The following is a 16,877-nucleotide window of genomic DNA, read 5'->3' as shown; positions in this document are numbered from 1 at the left end:
AACTCACGACAGCTTGAGCCGCTGGGTGGAGTCGGCGTCGACCTTCGTCGGGACAGGGAGAGGGGCGGGGGCCGGCGCGGGGGCCTGCATGGTGACGGTGAGCCCCGTTCCGGGCGGCACCGCGGTGCCCGGCGGCAGCGTCTGCTCGACCACCGTGGAGTCCTCCGGCGTGCCGGGCGGCACGACCAGCGTGAGCTGCTTGTCGGCGACCGCCTCGCGGGCCTCGGCGAGCGTGCGGTTGCGCAGTTCGGGCACGTGCTCCTCGCTCTGCCGCTCCGACTCCTCGAGCAGCTCGCGCACCCGGATGCTGGTCCACAGGTAGTCGAGGATGAACCCGGCGAGCAGCCCGACGATCAGCACCGCGATGCCGATCGCACCGGAGTAGGGCGCGTTGCCCAGCGGGGCCTCCAGGGCGTGCGACAGCGAACGGACCGCCGGCACCAGCTTGCCCAGGTTGACCAGGCCGAGGCCGATCACGATGGTGGTCAGCCAGTCCGACACCTTGATCAGGTTGGAGTTGGTCAGGTAGTAGGTGCTGGCCTTGGCCGGGACCGGCGGAACGTCGGCCGGCCCGTCGGCGGTCAGGTCGGAGACCCGGGCCCGGGGCAGCCCGAACAGGAAGCCCAGCCCGGCACCGGCCGCGGCGGCCGCCGCGAACAGCACGAACGACGTCACCCCGGCGCCGCCTTCGTGGCTGAACAGGCCGAGCAGGACGGCCACCACGATCATCGCGACCAGCAGCACGATCGCCACGGTCAGCACGCCACGCTGGATCTTGTCGCCGGCCATCCGGCCGGGCATGCTCGGCCGGAACAGTCGCGTCAGCCGGCCGGTTCGTCCTGAAGTCATGGCGAGCACCGTACGGAAGATCGAGCCGGACAACTATCCCCGGGTCGGCGAATTTGTCGCCGAGCGCAACACGGGCCGCAGGGCGTCGAGCACCGCCGGATCGTCGATCGTGGACGGCACCGCCTCGTCCCGCCCGTCGGCGATGGCCCGCATGGTGCGGCGCAGGATCTTCCCGGACCGGGTCTTGGGCAGGCCCGCCACCACGTCGACCCGGCGCAGCGCGGCGACCGCCCCGATCTGGTCCCGCACCAGGCCGACCAGCTCATCCTCCACACCGGAACCGTCGAATCCCGCTTTGAGAACCACGAAGCCCCGCGGGACCTGTCCCTTCAACGCGTCGCCGACCCCGATCACCGCGCACTCGGCGACCGCCGGATGCCCGGCGAGGACCTCCTCCATCGCGCCGGTCGACAGCCGGTGCCCGGCCACGTTGATGACGTCGTCGGTGCGGCCCATGACGTAGAGGTAGCCGTCGGCGTCGAAGCGGCCGCCGTCGCCGGTCAGGTAGTTGCCCGGGAACGCCGACAGGTAGGAGCGGAGGTAGCGCTCGTCGTCCTGCCACAGCGTGGGCAGGCAACCCGGCGGCAGGGGCAGTCCGAGCACGATGGAACCGTCCTGCCCCGGCGGCAGATCGTTGCCGGCCGGGTCCACGACGCGTACCCGGAAGCCGGGCGAAGGCAGCGAGGGTGACCCGGCCTTGGTCGGGAGGTCGTCGAGCCCGCGCGGGTTGGCCGCGATCGGCCAGCCGGTCTCGGTCTGCCACCAGTTGTCGATCACCGGGACGCCGAGCAGGTCGCCGGCCCATTCGTAGGTCTGCGGGTCGAGCCGCTCGCCGGCCAGGAAGAGCAGCCGCAGGCTGCTCAGGTCGCGCCCGGCGGCGAGCCGGCCGGACGGATCCTCCTTCTTCACCGCGCGCAGGGCGGTCGGCGCGGTGAACATCGCCGTGACCCGGTGCTGCTCGACGACCCGCCAGAACGCGCCGGCGTCGGGGGTGCCGACCGGCTTGCCCTCGTAGAGGACGGTCGTCGCCCCGGTGAGCAGCGGCGCATAGACGATGTAGGAGTGGCCGACCACCCAGCCGACGTCCGAGGCGGCCCAGAAGACGTCACCCGGCCCGGTCGCGAAGATGGCCTCCATCGACCAGCGCAGGGCGACCGCGTGACCTCCGTTGTCACGCACCACGCCCTTCGGCCGCCCGGTCGTGCCGGAGGTGTACAGGATGTAGAGCGGATCGGTCGCCTTGACCGGCACACAGCCGGCTGGTTCCGCGCCCTCGGTCGCCGCGTCCCAGGTCACGTCGCGACCCGGGACCAGGTCGAAGGGCTGCTGCGGGCGCTGCACGACGACGCACCGCGCCGGCCGATGCCGGGCGGCGGAGAGCGCCGCGTCGAGCATCGGCTGATACGGCACCACCCGGCCGGCCTCCACCCCGCACGAGGTCGCCACGATCACCTTCGGGCGGGCGTCGTCGATGCGGGCCGCCAGTTCGCGGGCGCCGAACCCGCCGAACACCACCGAGTGCACCGCACCGAGCCGTGCGCAGGCCAGCATCGCGATCACCGTCTCGGGCACCATCGCCATGTAGAGCACGACCCGGTCGCCTCCGGCGACACCGAGCCTCCGCAGGGCTCCGGCGAAAAGGGCGACGGCTTCCTGCAACTGCTGATAGGTGTACGCGCGGACGACGCCCGTCACCGGACTGTCGTAGATCAGCGCCGTCTGCCCGCCGCGTCCGGCCGCCACGTGCCGGTCGAGAGCGTTGTAGGACGTATTGAGTTCCGCGTCGGGGTACCACCGGTAGATCGGGGCCGCCGAGTCGTCGAGGATCCGCTGCGGCGCCCGGGTCCACTCGATCGCGGTGGCCGCCTCCCGCCAGAAACCTTCCGGGTCGTCCATGCTGCGCGCGTACGCCTGCCGGTAGTCGCCCATGAGGCTTTCTATCAATTGTCCGGTGGAACGTGAACAGCACTCCGTAGATTGTCGTCATGGGTCTGTTCCGAGACCGCGCTGCCGCGGCGCCACCGCCACTGCTCGCCGTGCCCCGCGACATCGAGGCACTGGAGGAGCTGGCCAACAACCTCGAGGGCGTCACCGACGAGGCGCACTCGTGGCGCGTCTGGGCGTCCACCTACGTCGAGTTCTACGACCTCCCCTACGCCGCGATCTGGACGGTCGACGGCTCGTCCGCGCAGCTCGCGTACGCCGCCGGGCCGCTCGCCGACACGCTCGGCCCCGGCCCGTCGGCGCTGGTGCAGCTGGCTCTGCGCACGGGCCGGCCGGCCTACGCCGACGCGAGCAGCCCGGGCACCGACTCCCGGCTCGCCGCCGCGCTGCGCGGCGGCTGCCTTTCCGGATCGGCCGTGCCGACCGAGCGCGGCAGCAAAGTTGCGGCGATCATGGAGTACTACACGCCCGGCGCCCCGAACCCGGATGCCGCTCTGCTGAGCAAGTGGACCGCGATCGCCCGGCTCGGCAACCAGATCCGGCTGGCCGCGCTGGCGGCGTACACCACCCGGCAGCTGGCCGACGACCGGCTCGCGGTGACCGCGGTGGTCAGCGCGCTCGGGCACACCAACGACTCCCAGATCACGATCCAGGCCGCGCTCGACGCGGTGCGCACCGCGTTCCACTGGGCGTACGGGTCGTACTGGCAGATCGACGAGGACGAGAACGTCCTGCGGTTCCGCACCGAGTCGGGCAACGCCGGCGAGGAGTTCCGCAAGGTCACCCTGGCGGCGACGTTCGCCGAGGGCGTCGGCCTCTCCGGCCGCGCCTGGCGCGCCCGCGACCTGGTCTTCGTCCGCGACATCGGCGAGCTCACCGACTGCGTACGCGCGCCGGCCGCGCAACGGGCCGGCGTCCGCTCCGGCGTCTGCTTCCCGATCGTCAGCGGCGACCGGATCATCGGCACGATGGACTTCTTCACCACCGAGTACGTCGACCTCAGCGAGTCGCGGGCGGACGCGCTGCGCAACGTGCAGCAGCTGGTGTCGCAGCGGCTCGACATCGTGCGCAACGCCGAAATGTCGGCCGCCAACGCCCGGGCCCTGCTCGACACCGTCGAACGGCTCCGCACCGCGACCGGCGAGGCGACCCGGGTGGCCGACGAGGCGGTCGGCCGGGCGTCGGCGATGAGCGGCGACGTCTCCGCGCTCGGCGACGCCTCCAACGCGATCGGCGACGTCATCCAGATCATCTCGTCGATCGCCGACCAGACCAACCTGCTCGCGCTCAACGCGACCATCGAGGCCGCGCGGGCCGGCGAGCTCGGCAAGGGCTTCGCGGTCGTCGCGGGCGAGGTCAAGGAACTGGCCCGGGAGACCGCGGACGCCACCAAGCGGGTGTCCGAACAGATCACCGCGCTGCAGGCGAGCGCCGAATCGGTGTCCGGCGGCATCAGCGCGACCAGCGAGACGATCGGTCAGCTGGACGGGGTGCAGGCCCGCATCAGCGAGGTGCTGGAGGAGCAGACGACGATGGCTCACGCACTGCAGATCTGAAGGCGGCCCGCAGGATCGGGGCGGTCTTCTCGGGGACGGTCGGGTTCACCCCGAGACCGGTCGCGATCTCCAGGCCGGCCCGGCGGCTCACCCGCGGGTAGAGGCCGATGTGCCAGCGGTACCAGCGGGCGGCGTCCGGGCCGGTGGCCGGGCCGGCGTGGACGACGAGGTTGTAGGCCGGGTCGTCGCGTACCGCGGCAAGCGCGGAAGCGACCGCCGGGAGCGACCCCGCCATGGTTTTCAATGCCTCGTCCGAGGCATCGGCCAGCCCGGCCGCCTCGTCGTCGGGCAGCAGCACCGTCTCGTGGCTGACCGCCGCGGCGCGTGGCTGATAGACCAGGATGCCGCCGGCGTCGTGGACCACCCGGACCTGATCGGACCGTTCGCGCGCGGCCTCGTCGTCGTGGAGGCGGCGGCCGGTGCGCTCGTGGAACTCGCGGGCCCGCTCCCAGCGTCCGGCGAGGCCCGGCGGCGCCTGGTCGAGGGCGATGATCTGGCTGTGCGGATGCCGCAGCGAGGTGCCGGCGGCCGCGCCGTGGTTGCGGAAGACGACGATCGCGGCCGGGCGCCGCTCCCGCCGGATGGTGCGGCAGCGGTCCCGCATCGCCGTCAGCACCTCGAGCACCGCGCCGGGCGTCGCGCTCCGCAGGTCGCCGTCGTGCCGGGGCGACTCGATGACGACCTCGTGCAGGCCGGTCGCCGCCGGCCACTCCCCGCCGCCGTCGAGAATCGGATAGCGGTTCGGCACCACCCGCACCCGCCACGGTTCGGACCGGCCGGCCGGAACCCGCAGCACCTCGGGCATCGTCATGTGCTCATGGCCCGGGTCGAACGGGCACTGCGCCTCGCCGCCGCCGGCGATGTCGCTCGGGCGACCGGCCCGCTCCGGCGCGACGATCCGCCACTCGCCGGTCTCCGGGTCGATCCGATATTCCGCTCCCACGCGCCCGACCTTAACCGCGGGAAACGCCCCGGCGCCCGCGCCGCCCCGGGTACGGTCCGATCATGGGCGACCTGCTCCGCCTGATCGCCGGCGCCGACGGGCCCGCGGTCGCCGACGCCCTGCTCCGGCTGGACGAGAAGTCGCGGCGCGCGCTGGTTCCCACGCTGAGGTCGCTCTCCCCGTCCCCGGCCTCCGACGCCCTCTGCGTCGCCGGTGCCGCCTGCCTGCCCCGGGCCGCGCAGATCGTCTCCTGGCTGCGGAGGTTTCCCGACCTCCCCGGCCGGACCGTCACAGCCGTGGTGGACGTGCTGGCCGCACCCGGCCGCCCGTCGATGCCCGCCGTCGCGAACGGCCTCGCCACCCGCCTGAACCCCCGCGACCCCGACTGGCCCCTCACCGCCGCCGTGCTCCGAGCGGCCGACGTGCCGCCGCCGGCCACGCCCGGGATGGTGGCCGGCTGGATCCGCTCGCTCTCCTCCACGGTGCCGCGCACCCTGGCCGCCCGCCTGGCCGCCGACCCGTGGCTGAACGCGCTGCTGCCCGCGGTCTTCGAACTCCCCGGCCTCGGCACCTGCCTGGACGACGCCTGGCCGGCCGCCCTGCTCCGCCTGGCCACCGCCGGGCGCATCGACCGGGCCGCGCTGATCCGGCTGGTCCTGCAGCGCCTCCGGGACGGCGACAAGCCGGGCGCGCTGCGCCCGATCCTCGAGATCCACCGCCTGCTCGACCCGGCTCTCCCGGAACGGGCCGCCCACGCGCCGGACTACCTCGCCCTCCTGCGCTCGCCCCTGGCGCTCGCCACGCTCGGCCAGCAGACCCTGCACATGCTCGACGACGCCGGCCGCCTGGACCCGTCGGCGCTGACCGAGGCGAGCGCCGCCGTGCTGACGCGCACCGAGAAGAAGCTGGTCCGGGCCCAGCTGGCATGGCTCGACGAGGCCCTCGACCGCCACCCCGAGGCGGTGCCGGAGCTGCTGTCGGCGGCGGCGACCGGCCTGTCCAACCCCCGCATCGACCTGGCCGAGCAGGCATTGCGGCTGCTCAGGGCCCATCCGGGCGGGCTCGATCGGCTGCGCTCGGAACTGCCGTCCCTGAGCGGGGACCTCCGGCGCCAGGCCTCGGAAGCCCTCGGCCTGGCTGCCGCGCCTCGCGCGCCGTCGTTCGCTCCGGCCCCCAAGCCGTACGCGCCGGGACCGATGCCGCCTCCCGCCCTGGACCCGCCGGCCTCCCCTTTCGACATCGAGCGCCTGCTGGCCGGCCTGGTCGAAGCGGCAGCCGTCTCCCCCGACGCCGTAGCGCCGTTCCTGCCCCAGCTCACGGACCTGGCCCCGGACGACGGCCCGCTCGGTCTGCTGGGCGCCCGGGTCGCCGAACTCGCGGCCCAGTTCGACGCCGGCCGGCCACCGCCGTTCCTGCTCGCCTATCCGTCCCTGCGCGACGGCCACGTCGACCCGGCCCGGGTCCTGTTCCGCCTCGCTGCGGCGGACGCCGACGGCTGGCAGCCCGGCCGTCTCGATCTGGCCCAGGCCCTGTTGCGCCTGCCCCGCCGGGTCGACGCCGCCGTCACCGGGGCGGCCGCCCGCCTGTGTTCCCCGGCCGGCCGGCGCTTCGCGACGTGGCTGCGCGAAGGCGGCCTGCCCGACCCGCCGGTCACGGTAACCGTGCTGCCCGGGCCGCCCATGCGGCGGCTGGCCACCCTGCCTTGCCTGCAGTTACCGAGCGGCCCGTTGCCTCCACCGGCATTCCCGGTCGACGCGCCGATCGAGCGCGCGGCCGCGTCCAAGGTGCTGTGCCAGCCCCCGCCCCTGCCGGGTGGGGAGAAAGTCAAGCAGCCGGGTCTGACAATTTTCGCCGGTCATCCACCGACCGAGGGCTGGCCGATGGTGCTGCCCGGCCACCGGGAGATCGTCGCCGCGCACGTCCAGCCGTTCCTCGTGCCGGCCGCCGACCAGGACCATCACGGCGGCACCGGCGTCCTGCCGGCCCTCGCCCGGGCGGGCGGGCCGTTCGGGCCGGCCATGGCGCTCTGCCTGGCGTACGGTCTGGCCGCCCGCTACGAGCAGGACCGGCGTCCGGCCGTCGACGCCCTGCTGCACCTGGCCTCGACCGGCGGGCTCGACGCCCCGCTGGTCGGCCGGGAACTCGGCCAGCTGCTGACCGCCGGCCGCGTCGTGCTGGGGCGCATCGTCCCGGCGCTCGCCCAGGTCCAGCGGGACGGCGCGCCGCACGTCGTCTGGACGATCGCGCGCACGCTCGTACCCGTTCTGCTGCGGATGGACCGCCCACCGCAGGCCACCCCGGACCTGCTGGCGCTCGCCGCCTCGGCGGCGGCGGCGATCGGCGCCGCCGCCGACCTGCCCGAGGTGGCCGCCCTCGCCGCGCACCCCGGCCGGACCCGCCTCGTCACCGAGGCCGGCCGTCTCGCCCGCACCCTCACCGGTTAGGTTCCTGGCCGTGACCGGGCGGTTCGCGGGCTTGTCCGAGCTGTCGCACGAGGAGCGCGAGCCCGGCTACTTGCCCGACCTGCAGCTCGACCAACTGGTCGACGCCGTCGTGACGCGACGTGAAACCGTATTCAGCGATCGCTGGCATTGCGAAGCTCGTAGGGCAGCTTCGAACAGCCCGGCCACCGGTCATCCCACAACATCGACAACGCTGCGGTGTCCACTACGCCAGGAGCGGTCATCCACTCGTCCTTCTGATCGGGGGCCACGTGCCGACTCTGGCGGCACCGCCCACTTTATCGACCTCCGGAATGCCGGGTTCTACCGAATAGGGCTGTGTACCAAGACCTTGAAGATTCCAACGACTTTGAGCCCAAGGTTCTGTGTAGCCCGCGGTGTAATCACCACGGGCTACTCGACGAGTCAGCCCACTCCGATGCCGTCGTTCACGGCGGCCAGAACATGCCCGTTCGATGCATACGCGGTAAGGCTGGACACGGACGTCGCCGGCGAGAACCAGTAGAAGATCACGGATGGGTCCTCGCTCCACCGCGCCTGTCTCGCGATGACGGTGTTGCCGTGTGCTTCGGTGGTGATCCGGGCAGCCGGTCCGACGTAGTAGCCGAACGTGGGTGTCTGTCCTCCGTCCACGGTCATGGCGCGTTGCCCGGCGTGGAAGCCTTTCGCCCGGTCCGGGCCGGCGGTCTCGTTGGTCATCACGTCCCCGGTCAGTGTTCCGTCCGCCAACCGGCGGCCGAGCATCAGCCCGAAGTGCGTATGGGGGAGTTGCTTGTCGTCGATCGGCACCGCATACAGCAACCACCCGCCACTCGTGCTGGCGCCCAGGCCGGTGGGGACGACAGTCCCCAGCGGGTTCGGTGCTGCCGCTTTCGATGGCGGCGCGAGTTCTGCGGCTGCGCGGGCCGGGGCCGGGGCCGGGGCCGGGGCCGGGGCCGGGGCCGGGGCCGACGATGCCGTGCCGGCGACGGCGATGTGGGCCCCGACGAGCACGCCGGCGCAGGCGACGGCCGCCCCGGCGGCATATACCCAGCGATTCCTTTTCGATGGCATGCGAGTCCTCTGCGATTCTGGAGTGGTCCGTTGCGGTGAGGAAGACGGGCGAGCACCCGCTGAGGTTGCAGGGGCCGGTGAATCTTTTGGGACGCGTGCGCGTCGGTGAAGTATGGGGAATGTGAGGCATGGCCCACTGTGACGGCGAGTTCGTCGATTTCGCGCGGGCGAGTGCGGCGAACCACGTCATCGACCGCTGGCGCCGCCCGATCCGGGAGTACGCCACCGACAAGGTCCCCCGGACGCCGCTGCGCCGCACGACGTGGTCGGCACTGTCGGAGGTCGCGGACATCCTGGTGAGCGGCGCCGGCGGACGCCGTGGCGCCGCTACCGGCCCGTGATGAGGCGATCCGGGCGGAGCTCGACGATCACCCGGTCTGCCGTCCATTGTGGATCCGTGGTGCGCTCGGGAAGGTACTTCTCGAGCAGCGGGCGGGCCAGCGCGTCGTGGCCCTCCTCGATGAGCCTTGCCCGGCCGTACGCGACGACGTAGAAGTTCTTCTCGAAGTCGTCGATGAGCAGCGAGATGGATGGGTCGCGCTTCAGGTTCAGGTACTTCGCCCGCGAGCGGGTGGTGCTGAATCGGAACGTCTCGCCGTCCCACAGGAACCATACGACGGTGAGCTGCGGCGGCCCCGTGGCGCGGTTGACTCCGACCACGGCGTGATTCGTCCCCGCGAGCAGCTGCTTGACGTCGTCCTCGGACTCGGACATGGTTGCGCCTCCTTCAGAACGTCAGGATGACCTTGCCGAGCAGGCCACCGGCCTCGGGCGGCGGGCACATGCCCGGGCCGGGAGACCAGTGCGTCACCCGGGCGCCCGACCGGCGGGCCAGCTGGAGAGCCAGCGAGCCGACGCCGCCGACCGCGCCGGTTACGAGGATGCGTTCGCCGGGCCCGGGCTTGACCCGCTCGAGCGCCTGACTCGCGGTAAGGCCCGCGAGCGGCAGCGCCGCCGCCTCGACGAGGGCAAGCCGCTGCGGCGCCGCGGTCCGGATGCGGGCGGGCACGAGGTCTGCCCAGGTGCCGAGGCCGGTGGCGATCTGCCCGGACATCGTGATGACCCGGTCGCCGGGGGCGAACCGCGGCACGGTGCTGTGCGCTACGACGCCGGACAGGTCCCAGCCCAGAGTCATCGGGAACGCCGGACCCCGGTCCCAGGCGCGGGTCTTCCAGTCCACCGGGTTGATGCTGCTGGCGATCGTGCGGACCAGGACTTCGCCCGCGGCGGGCACTGGCGTCGGCACCTCGCGCAACGTGAGGACATCAATGCCGCCGTGGCGGTCGATCTGCACAGCTCGCATGGGATGAGGCTAAAGTTTGACATGGATGTGAGAGTCAATCTCCTGTGACGGGGGGCATATGCGCATCGGCGAACTGTCCGGGCGTACCGGTGTTAACGAGCGGCTGTTGCGCTACTACGAGGAGCAGGGCCTGCTGCGCCCGGACCGTCTGCCCAGCGGCTACCGGGTCTACGCAGAGTCCGATGTGCAGACGGTAGGTCGCATTCGATCCCTGCTGACGGCGGGGCTGTCCACGAGCGTCATCGCGAGCGTGCTGCCGTGCGTTTCCGAGGACGGCGGCTTCCTCGCCCCGACCTGCCCCCGAATGCGCGCCGACCTGACCGATGAAAGCCGGCGGATCGGCGCTGCGATCGAGGAGCTGGAAACCTCCCGCCGGCTGCTGGAGGCCATCATCAACGGCGAGCCACCTGCGCGGGCAGTTTCCACCAGGAACAGCCGGCCCGGACCTGGTAGCCGATAGCGGCGAGCTCACCAGCGTCGAGGACGCCGCAGACCGCAGAAGTCCTCCGGCGCCACGTACAGACCAACTGGAAGCACTCACGATCGGCACCTGGAATGGCCGCCGCCAACCGCAACCCGGACGAGATATATCGTCACTCGACGGGCATGATCGAGTGCACTGTCATCGGCATGAGCTTGCACCAAGCCGGTCTTGGGCCTACGACACAGTGCGTGACGGCCCCCTACCGCCTGGGGCACGCGATCGGCGGCCACATCCGGATGAGTCTCCGGATCGGATCGACGTTTGAGCGTCACGATTCGGGCCGGCGCCGCAGAGCCGATCTCCTGATTATCCCTCGTAGTTCCAGCCCTCGGCGCAGATTCGCGCTTCGCTGATGACGTCGTCGCCAGCCCTGGTGGCGCGTACGAACATGTTCAGGCTTTCCAGCCCCGGAGCGCCGTCGGGGGCGAACCGCAAGCCGGTGTCACCCAAGCGACGTCGAAATGGTCTTCCTGAAGGGTCCACTGCCCGGCCGTCCGGTAAACCGGCAAGGGGAAACGTCCCTGGCGAATCGCCGGCTCCTCACCATCCAACCCGGCCGCGACCTGTTGCGGATCCATCCCGAACCGCAACGGTCCAACCCTCGTCATCGGCGTCCAGTCCCAACGCGGACGCTCGGCCTCGGGCTTCACCGGCCACGTCCCCGAGTTGGGTCGCTTCTCGCGCACGTCGCGCCAGGTGATGACCGGCGCAGTCTGATACGGATCGTTGGCCAGCTCAAGGCAGACGAAAAGGGCCGCAGTGCACATCGTGTCGAGGCGCTTTTGGTGACGTTCTATTGGGGCCCACTGCTGTTCGGCCCCCATGGAGAGTCCCCACGCAGCCACTTCGGGATCACCGCTCCAGTTGACACGTATCGGCACCCCCTCTCGAGTGGCGAGCTCCCGGAGGTCGGAACGCACATGCGAGGGCGGCCGGAAGATCAGCTCGATGTCGTCGAGCCGGACCTGCGGGCCGTTCGACGGGCTGACCGCCACGGCAGCCAGACGCCGCCCGGGCCCATAGATCGCAGTCACGCCTTCGTCGCGGAAACGCTGCCAACACTGCGCACCGAGCATTGTCAGCGGCCAGATCCGTGCACGTGGTCTTGTGATGGATGGCGGGTTCGGTCGGGCGGTGCGCCGGATCGATCCCGGACGAAATGTCGGAGGCTCGTGCCAAAATCACCGTCCATGGAGATCGATGGCTCCGTCGCGGTGGTTACCGGTGCGGCGGCGGGGATCGGGCAGGCGATCGCGGGCCGGCTTGCCGGACTCGGCGCGCGGCTCGTCCTTGCCGACATCAGCAGCTGCGCTCAGACGCTCAGCATGGTCGCCTCCGCCGGCGGTGAGGCGACCGTGGTGAACGCCGATCTGTGTAACGACCGCGAGGTCGGGCGGCTCGTGGACGTTGCCGTCGAGCGGTTCGGCGGTCTGCAGATCCTGGTGAACAACGCCGGTGGCGGACAGCCCACGGCCCGCTATCCCGACGCGCTGGTGGCGCAATGGTCTGCAGTCCTGGACCTCAATCTGCGAACCCCGATGCTGGCTACACAGTTCGCTCTGCCCGCACTGCGGGCACATGGTGGCGTCGTGGTCAACGTCGCGTCGATCGCGGGCCTGGATCACCAGCCGTACGAATGGCCGGAGTACGGCGCGGCGAAGGCGGGGCTCATCCGTTTCACCACCGCGATGGCCGGACTCGCATCGGACAACGTACGCATCACCTGTGTCGTGCCCGACTGGGTACGCACCGCACGGGCGGAGGCTGAACTGGCAGCGATGACCGCCGGCGAACGCGCGGCCCGGCCGGCGCCCATACCGCTGCCGGTGCTCGCAGATACGGTCATCGACCTCATCCGCAACGATGAACTCTCAGGTCACGTCGTCGTGCTTCGTCCCGGCCAACCGCCGCATCGCCTAGCGCCGTGATCCCCGGCCGGCCGGCGAAGCCCCACTGAGGAGCCCGACTTCTATGTCGCGGTTCCGCGTATGCCGACGCCGTAGCAGGTGGGGAACGGTGTTGACCTCCATGACCGGGCACGGAGACGCCGAACGACGCCCCCGTGCCCGGTGCCGTCTCGTAGGGATGGCCGCAGATGCGCAGGCCGGGGTGGTGGTCGATCCAGCTTTCGACCGCGTCGTGGACGCGCAGGATCAGGGGGCAGGTCTTCGTGGTCGGGCGGGACCGCGAGCCACGCCGCCGTGTGCGCCGGCGCCAGGCGGACGTGCAGGTCGGCGATCGGTTCGACCGGGCCCGAGCACGGCACCGCCACCTCGACGACGCCGGCGCGGTCGGGCGTGACCAGGTCTTCGAAGAACAGGAGCCGCGGCTCGGCGGACGGGCCGAGGTGGGCCCGGATGTCGCGCTCGGAGTTGGCGATGTGCTGCGGCAGCTGGGTCGTGTCGATCCGGCGGGCCGGCTGAGGATCTTGCGAGCCTGCGCGTCCCGGAGCCGGACGGCGAGACGAGCGACGGTGACGGCCCTTCCTGGAGTGCTTCGATCACCGCGGCCCGCTCGTCGAGCCGGTCGCGCTCGGCCCGCAGCCGCCGCTGGGAGGCCGACATCGAGCGCACGAAGGGCCAGCGCAGCTCGAGCGCGCCGGTGGCCGGGCTCAGCTCCACCATGGACGCGATGCGGGCCAGCGGCAGACCGAGGGCGCGCAGCCGCCCGATCAGCCGGGCCCGGGGCAGCTGGCCGGGATCGTAGTAGCGGTAACCGGTCGCGGGGTCGACCTCGGCCGGCGGCAGCAGGCCCTGCTCGGCGTGGAGCCGGAGGGCCTTGGGCGTGAGCCGCGCCGCCGTCGGCGAATTCGCCCGCCGGGAGAAGCATGGCGGAAGTCTGGGCCCTGCCCCAGGGGCGAGGTCAAGCGGGCGGGCCGGCGGCACCGAGGTGCCGCCGGCCCAGAGGGCCGCGTCAGACGCAGCGCTGCAGGAGGTCGTCCCAGGTCGTGCTGCCCGGGCAGTGGATGGCCGGCCCGGCGGACGCCGGGGCGGCGCCGAACTGGCTGGTGAGGGCGACCGCGACGGCCGCGATGAGTGATGCGAGGACGTAACGACGACGTGCGCGCATGACCTTTCCTTTCGTGAAAGGTTGCGGTTGGTTGGTGGAGGCACACGCGATGGCGGGAGGTTGGCCGGTCTCCCCACGGGTGCCGATGCGCGCGATCGACAGCGGGTCCGCGTACCTTCCGGTCGTACGCCTCGGTCGGGGCACGAACCTTACTGTCGGAGTGACACTAACCCCCGTCGGGAGTTCGTGTCAAGCGGACATTAAAGGGCCAGCCGGTCCGCCGGCGGCACGTTTCCCCGGTCGTACAGATCGATCGCCCGTTCGCGGGCCTCGCGCGCCGCTTCCGCGTCGCCGAGGCGGGCGTACGCGTCGGCCAGCTCGGCCTGCACGCGGATCGCCAGCTTGGCCGAACCGCCGTAGGAACCGCCCCGCAGGAGGTCCACCCGGTCGGCGTCGCGGCCGGACAGGGCGAGGGCGGCCGCCCGGGACAGGGCGACCCGCGCCTCGAGACCGGCGTCCGAACCCTCGCGCGCGAACACCGCGGCGTCCGACAGCAGCGTCTCCGCCTCGGCGACGTCCCCTTGCGCCAGGGCCAGATCGCCCAGCCCGTGCAACGCATAGGCGTGCGCCACCCCGCTCGACGGCGGCGACAGCGCGAGCACCTCGTCGAATGCCGCCGCGGCCGCGTCCAGGTCGCCCTGCGCGAGCCGGGCCTGGCCGAGCCAGTAGAGCGCCGGCGCGACCACCCGGGCCGACGCCGTCTGCCGGGCCATCCGCTCGGCCTCGCGCAGCACGGCGACCGCCGAGGCGGGGTCGCCGAGGTCGAGGTGCGACTGCCCGATGAAGCGCAGCGCCTGCTGGCTGCCGACCAGGTCGCCGCTCTCCTGGTAGTGGGCCAGCGCCTCGGTGAACAGCTCGAGCGGCCGCGCCAGCTCGCCGTTGCGCCGCAACGCGTTGGCCAGCGTCCGCTGGGCCACCGCCAGCACGTGCCGCTCGCCGGTCTCCGACAGCAGTCGCACCGCCCGCGACAGCTCGGGCACCCCGGACACTCCGGCGCTCCCGCTGGCGACCAGCGGCGGCATGCCCAGCATGGTCAGCACGACGCCCTCGCCGCGCCGGTCGCCGGCCGCCCGGCAGGCCTCGAGCGCGATCTCGTGGGTGGCCCGCCAGTCGTCGAAGTAGGACCCGATCGCGTAGAACTCGTGGGCCGAGACGGCCAGGTCCCAGCAGAGTGCGGCCTGCCCGAGCGCGGCCGCCTGTTCGACCGCGGCCCGGATGTTGGCCCGTTCGCGCTGGAACCACACCCGCGGTTCGGAGCTGGCCGAGGCCAGTTCGAGCGCCGGCACCTCCACGTCGGCCAGGTCGCTGTGCGCGACGTCGAAGTCCCCGCCGTACAGGGCGGTGTGCGCCCGCCGGGCCAGCGTGAGCAGCGCGCGGCCGGCCCGCACCGGGGCGTCGGCGAGGTCGTGGGCCCACTCCGGCGACGTCGCCGCCAGGCCCCGGGCGTACTCCCGGGTCAGGTCGTGGAAGCGGTAGCGGGCCACCCCGGCGACGGGGTCGGCCATGCCGACCGCGGCCAGCTGGGCCAGCGCGTCACCGGCCGCCGGCCCGGGCTCGCCGAGCACCGCCGCCGCGGTCCATTCGGCGAAGGTGGGCAGCGCGAGCCGGCCGAGACCGACGAACAGCCGGCGGGCCCGGTCGTCGAGCGGTATCAGCCCGGCACCCAACGTGCGGGCGAGACTCTCCGCCCCGTACGCGAAAGCGGTCGGACCCTGCACCGTGAGCTGCCGCAGCAGCTCTCCCGTCGATCGATGGAATGCCTCGACCCGGAGGAAGGCCGCCATGCGCACGGCGAGCGGGAGGCCGGCGCAGAGCCGGACGACCGCCCCGATCGCGTCCTCCTCCCCCGCCAGGTCGACGTGCGCGTCGGCGACGATGCGGTGGAACAGCTCGCCCGCGGTCTCGTCGTCGAACGCGCCGAGCGGTGCCACGTGGTGCGTCGGCGCGCCGATGTCGGGCATCCGCCGGCGCCCGGTGATCAGGACGACGCTGCGGCCGCCGCCCGGTAGCAGATCGCGGATCTGGGCGCCGTCGGCCGCGTCGTCGAGCAGCACGAGCATCCGGCGGCCGGCCATGGTGGACCGGTAGAGCGTGGCCCGCTCGCTGTGCGTCTCCGGCACCGACGGCACACCGAGCGCGCGCAGGAACTCGCCGAGGACCTCGGCCGGATCGGCCGGTTGCTCCTCGGTCCCGCGCAGATCCGCCCACAGCTGGCCGTCCGGGTAGGACACCAGCGAGTCGTGCGCCGCGCGCAGGGCCAGGGCGGTCTTGCCCATGCCGCCCGGGCCGGAGATCGCCAGCACCGGCAGCCGCGGTTCCCGCAGCAGCCACAGCACCTCGGCGAGCAGGCCGTCGCGCCCGACGAAATAGGGCGGGGGCGGCGGCAACTGCCGCGGCACCAAGGGGGCCGGGCCGGGTGCGCCGCTTGCGCTCACCATCGTGTACGCCAGGCGCCGCAGACTCTTGTCGGGACTGATCGCCGCGTCCTCGTACCTCTCGATCGCCGGAAGGATCTCTTCCGCGCGGCCGTCGCGGTGCAGTGCGGTCATCAGCAACCGGCACAGCTTCGCGTCCTGGGGGTACTCGGCGGCGAAGGCGGCCAGCTCCTCGACGACCTCGGCGTAGGCGCCGTGGTCGAGCTGGGTCTCGAACAGCCGGGTCGCCGCCCGCTTGCGCTGCCGGCGCAGCGCCTCGATCTCGCCGGTCAGCGTCTCGAGGTGCATGTTGGACAGCGGCCGGCTGGTGCGCCACTGCGCGAGGGCCTCCCGCAGGAGCGCGGCCTCGGCCGGGAAGGTGCCGCGCCGCTCGTCGGCCCGCCGCAGCAGGCCACGGAACCGCAACATGTCGAGGTCGTCCTCGTCGACCCGCAGTTCGTAGCCGTAGCGGTTGAGGGTCCGGAGCGCGCCCGGGCGCCCGGCGGCGGTGAAGACCTTGCGCAGGGCGGCGACGGCCTTGTACAGCTGGGCCGGGTCGATGTCGCGGTCACCCCACGCGGCGGCGATCAGATCGTCGGCGGAGAGCGCGCGGTTGGCCCGCAGCAGCAGCGTGGCCAGCACCGCGCGGGCGCGCCGGGGCGGAAGCTCGACCGGCTCGCCGCCGGAGTCGCGAACCTCGAGATCGCCGAGAATGCCGTAGATCATGGGCCGTCCCTCTCCCGTGAGCCGCCACGGTAGGAGCTGAGGTAGCCGGAAACCAGTACCTCGACGGGTATATC

Annotated in this window: 15 protein-coding genes; 5 read left to right on the top strand and 10 right to left on the bottom strand. The window is 72.4% G+C overall.

Translation table 11 applies throughout. The features are described 5' to 3' along the window. Positions 1-3: 3 nt before the first annotated feature. Both ACIA5C_RS07885 and ACIA5C_RS07880 read right to left on the bottom strand, forming a co-directional pair. On the bottom strand, positions 4-849 hold the full coding sequence (locus tag ACIA5C_RS07885) for a PASTA domain-containing protein (RefSeq protein ID WP_396052425.1): 846 nt from the start codon (positions 847-849) through the stop codon (positions 4-6). A 33-nt stretch (positions 850-882) separates the two neighbouring features. Further along, complete coding sequence (locus ACIA5C_RS07880; RefSeq protein ID WP_396052424.1) at positions 883-2,778, bottom strand: propionyl-CoA synthetase; 1,896 nt, start codon at positions 2,776-2,778, stop codon at positions 883-885. Between the two features lie 56 nt (positions 2,779-2,834). Between ACIA5C_RS07880 and ACIA5C_RS07875 the strand changes: the two genes are divergently transcribed. Next, positions 2,835-4,349, top strand: coding sequence for a methyl-accepting chemotaxis protein (locus ACIA5C_RS07875; protein WP_396052423.1), 1,515 nt, complete (start codon positions 2,835-2,837; stop codon positions 4,347-4,349). Here ACIA5C_RS07875 and ACIA5C_RS07870 read toward each other — a convergent pair. Further along, positions 4,297-5,292, bottom strand: a complete 996-nt coding sequence (locus ACIA5C_RS07870; protein ID WP_396052421.1) for a DUF4931 domain-containing protein — start codon at positions 5,290-5,292, stop codon at positions 4,297-4,299. The two genes, ACIA5C_RS07875 and ACIA5C_RS07870, sit on opposite strands and share 53 nt — an antisense overlap. Before the next feature lie 62 nt (positions 5,293-5,354). Here ACIA5C_RS07870 and ACIA5C_RS07865 point away from each other — a divergent pair, with 62 nt between their 5' ends. Then, positions 5,355-7,736: a hypothetical protein gene (locus tag ACIA5C_RS07865; protein WP_396052419.1), complete on the top strand. Its 2,382-nt coding sequence runs from the start codon at positions 5,355-5,357 to the stop codon at positions 7,734-7,736. Between the two features lie 423 nt (positions 7,737-8,159). Here ACIA5C_RS07865 and ACIA5C_RS07860 read toward each other — a convergent pair whose 3' ends face one another. Then, positions 8,160-8,543 carry a hypothetical protein gene (locus tag ACIA5C_RS07860; RefSeq protein WP_396052418.1) on the bottom strand — a complete coding sequence of 128 codons (384 nt, stop codon included), beginning with the start codon at positions 8,541-8,543 and terminating at the stop codon, positions 8,160-8,162. A 392-nt stretch (positions 8,544-8,935) separates the two neighbouring features. On the opposite strand from ACIA5C_RS07860, the gene ACIA5C_RS07855 reads away from it, so the two are divergent. Further along, the gene (locus ACIA5C_RS07855) at positions 8,936-9,148 is read left to right on the top strand and encodes a hypothetical protein (protein WP_396052416.1); all 213 of its coding nucleotides are present in this window, start codon (positions 8,936-8,938) and stop codon (positions 9,146-9,148) included. On the opposite strand, the gene ACIA5C_RS07850 is transcribed toward ACIA5C_RS07855, so the two are convergent. Together ACIA5C_RS07850 and ACIA5C_RS07845 are read right to left on the bottom strand one after the other, a co-directional pair. Next, entirely contained in the window at positions 9,135-9,521 is a 387-nt protein-coding gene (locus ACIA5C_RS07850; RefSeq protein WP_396052415.1) for a pyridoxamine 5'-phosphate oxidase family protein, read from the bottom strand. The two genes, ACIA5C_RS07855 and ACIA5C_RS07850, sit on opposite strands and share 14 nt — an antisense overlap. A 13-nt stretch (positions 9,522-9,534) precedes the next feature. Further along, entirely contained in the window at positions 9,535-10,110 is a 576-nt protein-coding gene (locus ACIA5C_RS07845) for an NADP-dependent oxidoreductase (RefSeq protein ID WP_396052413.1), read from the bottom strand. Positions 10,111-10,168: 58 nt separating this feature from the next. Between ACIA5C_RS07845 and ACIA5C_RS07840 the strand changes: the two genes are divergently transcribed. Then, positions 10,169-10,570, top strand: a complete 402-nt coding sequence (locus ACIA5C_RS07840) for a MerR family transcriptional regulator (protein ID WP_396052411.1) — start codon at positions 10,169-10,171, stop codon at positions 10,568-10,570. 416 nt (positions 10,571-10,986) lie between these two features. Here the strand turns inward: ACIA5C_RS07840 and ACIA5C_RS07835 are convergent, their stop codons facing one another. Further along, positions 10,987-11,670: a hypothetical protein gene (locus ACIA5C_RS07835; RefSeq protein WP_396052409.1), complete on the bottom strand. Its 684-nt coding sequence runs from the start codon at positions 11,668-11,670 to the stop codon at positions 10,987-10,989. A 114-nt stretch (positions 11,671-11,784) separates the two neighbouring features. Here ACIA5C_RS07835 and ACIA5C_RS07830 point away from each other — a divergent pair, with 114 nt between their 5' ends. Then, entirely contained in the window at positions 11,785-12,522 is a 738-nt protein-coding gene (locus ACIA5C_RS07830; RefSeq protein ID WP_396052408.1) for an SDR family NAD(P)-dependent oxidoreductase, read from the top strand. A gap of 225 nt (positions 12,523-12,747) precedes the next feature. On the opposite strand, the gene ACIA5C_RS07825 is transcribed toward ACIA5C_RS07830, so the two are convergent. From ACIA5C_RS07825 to ACIA5C_RS07815, 3 genes are all read right to left on the bottom strand, one after another. After that, positions 12,748-13,479 carry a MerR family transcriptional regulator gene (locus tag ACIA5C_RS07825; RefSeq protein ID WP_396052406.1) on the bottom strand — a complete coding sequence of 244 codons (732 nt, stop codon included), beginning with the start codon at positions 13,477-13,479 and terminating at the stop codon, positions 12,748-12,750. A gap of 28 nt (positions 13,480-13,507) precedes the next feature. Continuing rightward, the gene (locus tag ACIA5C_RS07820) at positions 13,508-13,663 is read right to left on the bottom strand and encodes a hypothetical protein (protein WP_396052405.1); all 156 of its coding nucleotides are present in this window, start codon (positions 13,661-13,663) and stop codon (positions 13,508-13,510) included. Between the two features lie 200 nt (positions 13,664-13,863). Further along, positions 13,864-16,803: a BTAD domain-containing putative transcriptional regulator gene (locus ACIA5C_RS07815; protein WP_396052403.1), complete on the bottom strand. Its 2,940-nt coding sequence runs from the start codon at positions 16,801-16,803 to the stop codon at positions 13,864-13,866. Positions 16,804-16,877 lie beyond the last annotated feature (74 nt).

Origin of the sequence: Actinoplanes sp. NPDC051343, assembly GCF_044455125.1 — a bacterium.
Taxonomy (GTDB): Bacteria; Actinomycetota; Actinomycetes; order Mycobacteriales; family Micromonosporaceae; genus Actinoplanes.
The sequence above is the reverse complement of the archived record's forward strand: the minus strand, read 5'-3'. Positions and strand labels throughout refer to the sequence as shown.